The organism is Mesorhizobium sp. M2A.F.Ca.ET.037.01.1.1, assembly GCF_003998075.1.
Lineage (GTDB): Bacteria > Pseudomonadota > Alphaproteobacteria > Rhizobiales > Rhizobiaceae > Mesorhizobium.
This window is the reverse complement of the sequence record NZ_RZSA01000391.1, coordinates 1-5606: the sequence shown is the minus strand read 5'-3', so window position 1 is coordinate 5606 and position 5606 is coordinate 1. Positions and strand designations below refer to the sequence as shown.

At 64.5% G+C, this 5606-nt stretch carries 4 protein-coding genes and 1 pseudogene; 4 read left to right on the top strand and 1 reads right to left on the bottom strand.

What is annotated here, in order from left to right:
- A pseudogene (locus EOA27_RS19450) lies at positions 1-610 on the bottom strand (glycosyl transferase); the annotation flags it as partial.
- 170 nt (positions 611-780) lie between these two features.
- On the opposite strand from EOA27_RS19450, the gene EOA27_RS19445 reads away from it, so the two are divergent.
- The 4 genes from EOA27_RS19445 to EOA27_RS19430 form a co-directional block, all read left to right on the top strand.
- Positions 781-1779 (top strand): glycosyltransferase, encoded by a 999-nt coding sequence (locus tag EOA27_RS19445; protein ID WP_126079102.1) that lies wholly within the window; start codon positions 781-783, stop codon positions 1777-1779.
- Positions 1748-3067 carry an O-antigen ligase gene (locus EOA27_RS19440; RefSeq protein WP_126079103.1) on the top strand — a complete coding sequence of 440 codons (1320 nt, stop codon included), beginning with the start codon at positions 1748-1750 and terminating at the stop codon, positions 3065-3067. The genes EOA27_RS19445 and EOA27_RS19440 overlap by 32 nt, the downstream gene beginning before the upstream one ends.
- A gap of 182 nt (positions 3068-3249) precedes the next feature.
- Entirely contained in the window at positions 3250-4065 is an 816-nt protein-coding gene (gene proC, locus EOA27_RS19435) for a pyrroline-5-carboxylate reductase (protein ID WP_126079104.1), read from the top strand.
- A gap of 313 nt (positions 4066-4378) precedes the next feature.
- Positions 4379-5606 (top strand): PTS transporter subunit IIC (locus EOA27_RS19430; protein ID WP_127256912.1); only part of this gene is annotated, 1228 nt, incomplete at its 3' end.

The following is a 5606-nucleotide window of genomic DNA, read 5'->3' as shown; positions in this document are numbered from 1 at the left end:
GCACCGCCGAGCGTGTGTCGGAGGCGACGCCAAGTGCCGCGCGGTCTTCCTCGGCCAGCGTGAAGACGAAGCGCGCCGCGCCGCAAAGGCGCTCCTCCATGACCTTGAGCAGCCTGGCCTCGCGGCGGAACATCCAGCGCTGCAGCGCGCTGCCCGCCGCGGCGGCATTTTCCTCGGCCGAGCGATGCTCGACATTGTGCGCGACGAAGACGAATGGACGGTCAGCGAGAACCTTCTCGAACGCGCCGGCGAACTGCACCGAATTCAGGATATAGCCGTCGAAGGGACCGGCGCGATCGATGGCGGCGCGGGTTTGCGCCTCAGAGACGACACGCAGCTTGACCGACGAAAAGGTCAGGCCGGAGGAAACCGCCTTGCCGAGCCAGACAAGTTTTTGCAGCGGCGAAGCGCTTTCGGTGCGGACCTCGACGGCGTCGAGCACGATGGTGTTTTGCGGATCGGACGGGGTCTTGCCTGGCCAGATGAAGCCGATCACGGTCACGCGCACGCCGGCGCGCCGCAGCGCGTCGATGGTCGCGGCATTGGCAATCTCGTAGCCTGAGGCGAGAGCGCCATCGGGCACGATCGATGTGGCGAACAGCAGATGCATCTCACCTATCCTTAGGTGCAGCCGGTAGCAAAACGCGGTGAAGCCTTGATTAAATGGCACCGTCAAAGGCCAAAGACCCGGCTTTTCCGACAGCCGGGCGAGAAGGTGATTAACGAAACGTTATCACCGCGATGCTATCGAGGGCGCAAACCCACGCTGCTCAAAAACGGATGATCCCTTTGCCGTCCGACGCTTCTGTATCGATCGCGGGACGGTCGCCGGAGCTTGCCGCCGAGACTGTCGAGGCGGTGGTGACGCTGCCGACCTTCAAGCGGCCGCAGCAGGTGCTGGAAACCCTGGCTTCGCTCAAGGCGCAGCGTACCGGCCGGCGCTTCGCCGTCATCGTCATGGAAAACGAGGCCGAGGCGCGCGAGGGTGCCGCCGCCGTGCTGCCGCTGTTCGAGAGCGGCGAGATGCCGGGACTTGTGATCGTCGCGCATGAGCGCGGCAATTGCAGCGCCTACAATGCCGGCTGGCAGACGGCGATCCTGCAGTTTCCCAACTTCAAGCACCTTCTTGTCATCGACGATGACGAGATCGCCGAGCCGGACTGGTTGGAGCGCATGTGCAAGGCCGCCGAGACGCTTCGCGCCGACATCGTCGGTGGCCCGCAAGTGCCGGTCTTCGCCGATCCGAGCCACGCCCGATGGGCCGAGCACCCGGTGTTCGCGCCGCCCTACCGGGAAACCGGTCGCGTTCCGGCGCTCTATTCGTCCGGCAATTTGCTGGTGGGACGCAACGTGCTGAAGGCCATGGGACCGCCCTTCCTCGATCTCAGGTTCAATTTCATGGGCGGCGGCGATTCCGACTTCCTCAGCCGTTCCGCGCAGAAAGGCTTCGTGCTCGGCTGGTGCGCCGAGGCAAAAGTCAACGAGACCGTGCCGGCCCGGCGCGTCGAGGCCGATTGGATCCGCGCCCGCAGCCTGCGCAATGGCGTGATCTCGACGCTGGTCGAAAAGAAGAAACGCGCCGGCACGCCGCTTGCCGGCCTCAAAGTGTTTCTCAAAAGCCTGGCGCTGCTCGCGGCCTCACCGCTCCGTGGCGCCATCCGGCTGGCGCGAACCGGCTCGCTGACGACCGGCCTCTACCCGGTCTATGTCGCGCTCGGCCGGGTGCTTGCCGAATTCGGATATGCCAATGAGCAGTACCGACAGCCTGAGAAGAATTGAGCGCGCGCCGCTCGGCGCCGCCTTCACCAAGGAAGGTGTGGCGACGGCGATCGCCGCGCTCCTGTTCACCGTCATCATGGTCTCGTTCCGGCCTTTCCAGCCGGCGGGAGCGGAACTCACCGGCGACGGCGGCGACATCGTCAACCAGCTCGGCTTCGGCTCGCTCGGCGCGATCTCGATCTTCTCGCTGCTCGCCTTTGCCGATCCGCGCGTGGTGCGTTCGCTGGTCAGCCCCTCCTGGGCGCTGATGCTGGGCTTCTTCTTCCTGTCGGTGGTGCTCGCCACTGATCCGCCGGTGGCGATGCGCGCCGCCTCCTTCACCATGATCGGCATCATCACCATGGCGACGATCCTGGTGCTGCCGCGCGACGCCGATTCCTTCGCCCGCGTGATCATCTTCACCGCCGTCGTGGTGATCGGCCTTTCCTATATCGGCCTGGTCGTCTTCCCGCATGAGGCCCTGCACACCGCCGACTCGCAGGAGCCGGAGCATGCCGGCCTGTGGCGCGGGGTCTTCACGCACAAGAACATCGCCGGGCCGGTGATGGCCTGTTTCAGTTTCGCCGGGCTCTATCTGTTCCGACGCGGCCAGCGCTGGTGGGGCGCCGGCATCTTCTGCGCCGCGATGATCTTCATGCTCCACACCGGCTCCAAGACGACCGCCGGACTTGTGCCGTTCTCGATCATGATCGTCGTGCTGCCCAGCCTCATCGGCATGCGGCTCGGCACGCCGATCCTGTTCGCGCTGGCGATCGTCGCGACCGCGGTCGGCACGCTCGGCATCGTCTTCATCCCGCCGGTGAAGCATCTGGCGGCGATCTATTTCCCCGATCTCACCTATACGGGGCGTACGACGCTTTGGGAGTTCGCCGGCGAGATGCTGGCGAAGAAGCCGTGGACCGGCTACGGCTACGAAAGCTTCTGGGGGACGCCACTGCTGCTCAACCAGGACCAGCCCTTCGACAGGCCCTGGGACATCCGCACCATCGTGCATGGCCATGACGGTTATCTCGACATCGCCGTGCTGATGGGCATCCCGGCGCTCTGCGTCGCCGTCTACACCTTCCTGATCGCCCCGTTGCGCGATTACATGCGCATCCTGCCGCGCAAGGAAAACATCTTCCTCGGCGACTTCTTCATGATGGTGGTGCTGTTCACGGCGCTGAACGGCTTCCTGGAAAGCTTCTTCTTCCATCGCGGCGATCCGGTCTGGCTGTTTTTCGTTCTCGGCGTGCTTGGCCTCAGGCAAGTCTCGCTGCGGCCGATCCCGGTTCGCCTGTCGCGATAGAGCGTTTCACCATTTCACCGGAACGGCGAACCCCTCTATCTCCGTCCTGACGCAGTTGCGTGCGGAAAGCCGCTCGCCCTTTCCGCGGAATTGCACTCAATCCTGGACGATCGATCTTCCTCATGCTGGGCTTTTCGCTGGCCGCGCAAGCGTCTAAGGAGAGCCATGCTAAGGAGATCTTGATGACGATCAGGCTCGTTCTCGCCGGCTGCGGCAATATGGGTTACGCCATGCTCTCGGGCTGGCTGAAGTCCGCAAGGCTCGAGCCGTCGGCGGTGTTCGTGGTCGAGCCCAACGCGGAACTGCGCCAGCGGGCCGAACATCTCGGCTGCCGCGTTTCCGCCGACGCCGGGGCCATTCCGGCCGATGCCGTGCCAGACCTCGTCGTCATCGCAGTAAAGCCGCAGGTGATCCGCGACGTGACGGCGCAGTACAAGCGCTTCGGCGATGGCAGGACGACTTTCGTCAGCATTGCCGCCGGCACGCCGGTCGCCACCTTCGAGGAAATCCTGGGCGAGCTCGCGCCGGTCATCCGTTGCATGCCGAACACGCCGGCCGCGATCGGCAAGGGCATGATGGTGGTGTTTTCCAACCCGCTGGTCTCCGATGACGTCCGGCGCTTCGTCCTTGAGCTGCTTTCGGCAAGCGGCGTCGTGACGACGATCGACGACGAGGGCCTCATGGACGCGGTGACGGCCGTCTCCGGCTCCGGCCCGGCCTATGTCTTCCACTTCATCGAAGCGCTGACCGTTGCGGCCGAGAAGGCCGGCCTGCCGGCCGAGACCGCGAAGCTGCTCGCCATGCAGACCGTCTTCGGCGCCGCCTCGCTCGCCGCTGAAAGCGACGAGGAGCCGGGCGTGCTGCGTCAGCAGGTGACCAGCCCCAACGGCACGACCGCCGCCGCGCTCGGCGTGCTGATGGGCGGCGACCGCCTGACAAAGCTCGTCACCGAAGCCGTGGAAGCGGCGCGGCTGCGGTCGATAGAGCTCGGCAAGTAGCGATCCGACAAACAATCCAGCCTGGGATGCGCCAAATCCACCAGGCCTGATCGACGATTGCCATATCGGCTAACCGATTTCCCGAACAATCGGTGGGTTTCCCTTTGGCCCAAAGGATTGCCGATTGACTTTGGCATAGACCGCCCAGATAAAACTTTCGTTCGCTGACAAAGGCAAATGTTCACTCATCTTGACTGAGCATTCCGTCCTCGTCGGCGAGTGGGGAGTGCCTTGGCCGGGAGGGTCGAGGCGTCATTGAGTTGCGGGCATCATTCACGCTTCGAGCCGAAGCCGATGCCCCTGGGGAGGTAGAATGGACACCATACTTGCAGGCTTAAAGGGAGCCATCGACACGCTCGGCGCGACTGTGCTCTTGCCGATCGTCATTTTCATCATCGCCGTGATCCTTGGAGCCAAGGTCAGCAAGGCATTCCGCGCCGCCATCACGATCGGCGTCGCCTTCATCGGCATCAACCTCGTGCTCGGCCTGATGTTCGCCTCTATCGGCTACGTGGCCAAGGCGATCGTCACCAACACCGGCATCCATCGCGACATCATCGATGTCGGCTGGCCGTCTGCCGCCGCGATCGCCTTCGGCTCGTCGGTCGGCCTTTGGGTCATCCCGGTCGGCATCCTGGTCAACATCGCGCTCCTGCTCACGCGCATGACACGCACGCTCAATGTCGACGTCTGGAACTTCTGGCATTTCGCCTTCGTCGGCTCGCTGGTCGTCGCCGCCACCAACAATCTGGCCTACGGCATCATCATCGCGGCGCTTGTCGCGGCACTTGCGCTGCTCTTCGCCGACTGGTCGGCGCGCGCGGTGCAGCAGTTCTACGGCGTGCCGGGCATTTCCGTGCCGCATCTCGCCTCGGCGCAGATCCTCCCGATCGCCATCATCCTCAACTGGATCATGGATCGCATCCCGGGCATCAACCGCATCAACATCAGCACCGAAACCATCGAACGCCGCTTCGGCGTGTTCGGCGAGCCGGTGATACTCGGGCTGATCATTGGCCTGGTGCTCGGCCTGATCGCCTTCTACAACGCTGGCGATCTCGGCACGGTGCTGGCCAAGGTGCTCGGCACCGGCATGACGCTGGCGGCGGTGATGCTGCTCCTGCCGCGCATGGTGAAGATCCTGATGGAGGGCCTGCTGCCGGTCTCGGACGCCGCACAGGAATTCGTGCGCAAGCGCACAGGCGACCGCGAGCTGCAGGTCGGGCTCGACTCGGCCATCCTGATCGGTCACCCCGCCGCGATCTCGTCGTCGCTGATCCTGGTGCCGATCGCGATCATCCTGTCGATCATCCTGCCCGGCAACCGCGTCATCCTGTTCGCCGACCTTGCCGTCATCCCGTTCATCGTCGCGATGACCGCGCCGCTGGTCAGGGGCAATGTCTTCCGCATGGTTGTCATCGGCACGGTGACGCTCGCCGTCGGCTTCTACGTCGCCAACGCGCTGGCGCCGCTGTTCACGAGTGCAGCCGTCGCCTCCGGCTTCAAGCTGCCGGCGGATGCGCTGCAGATCACCTCGGTGG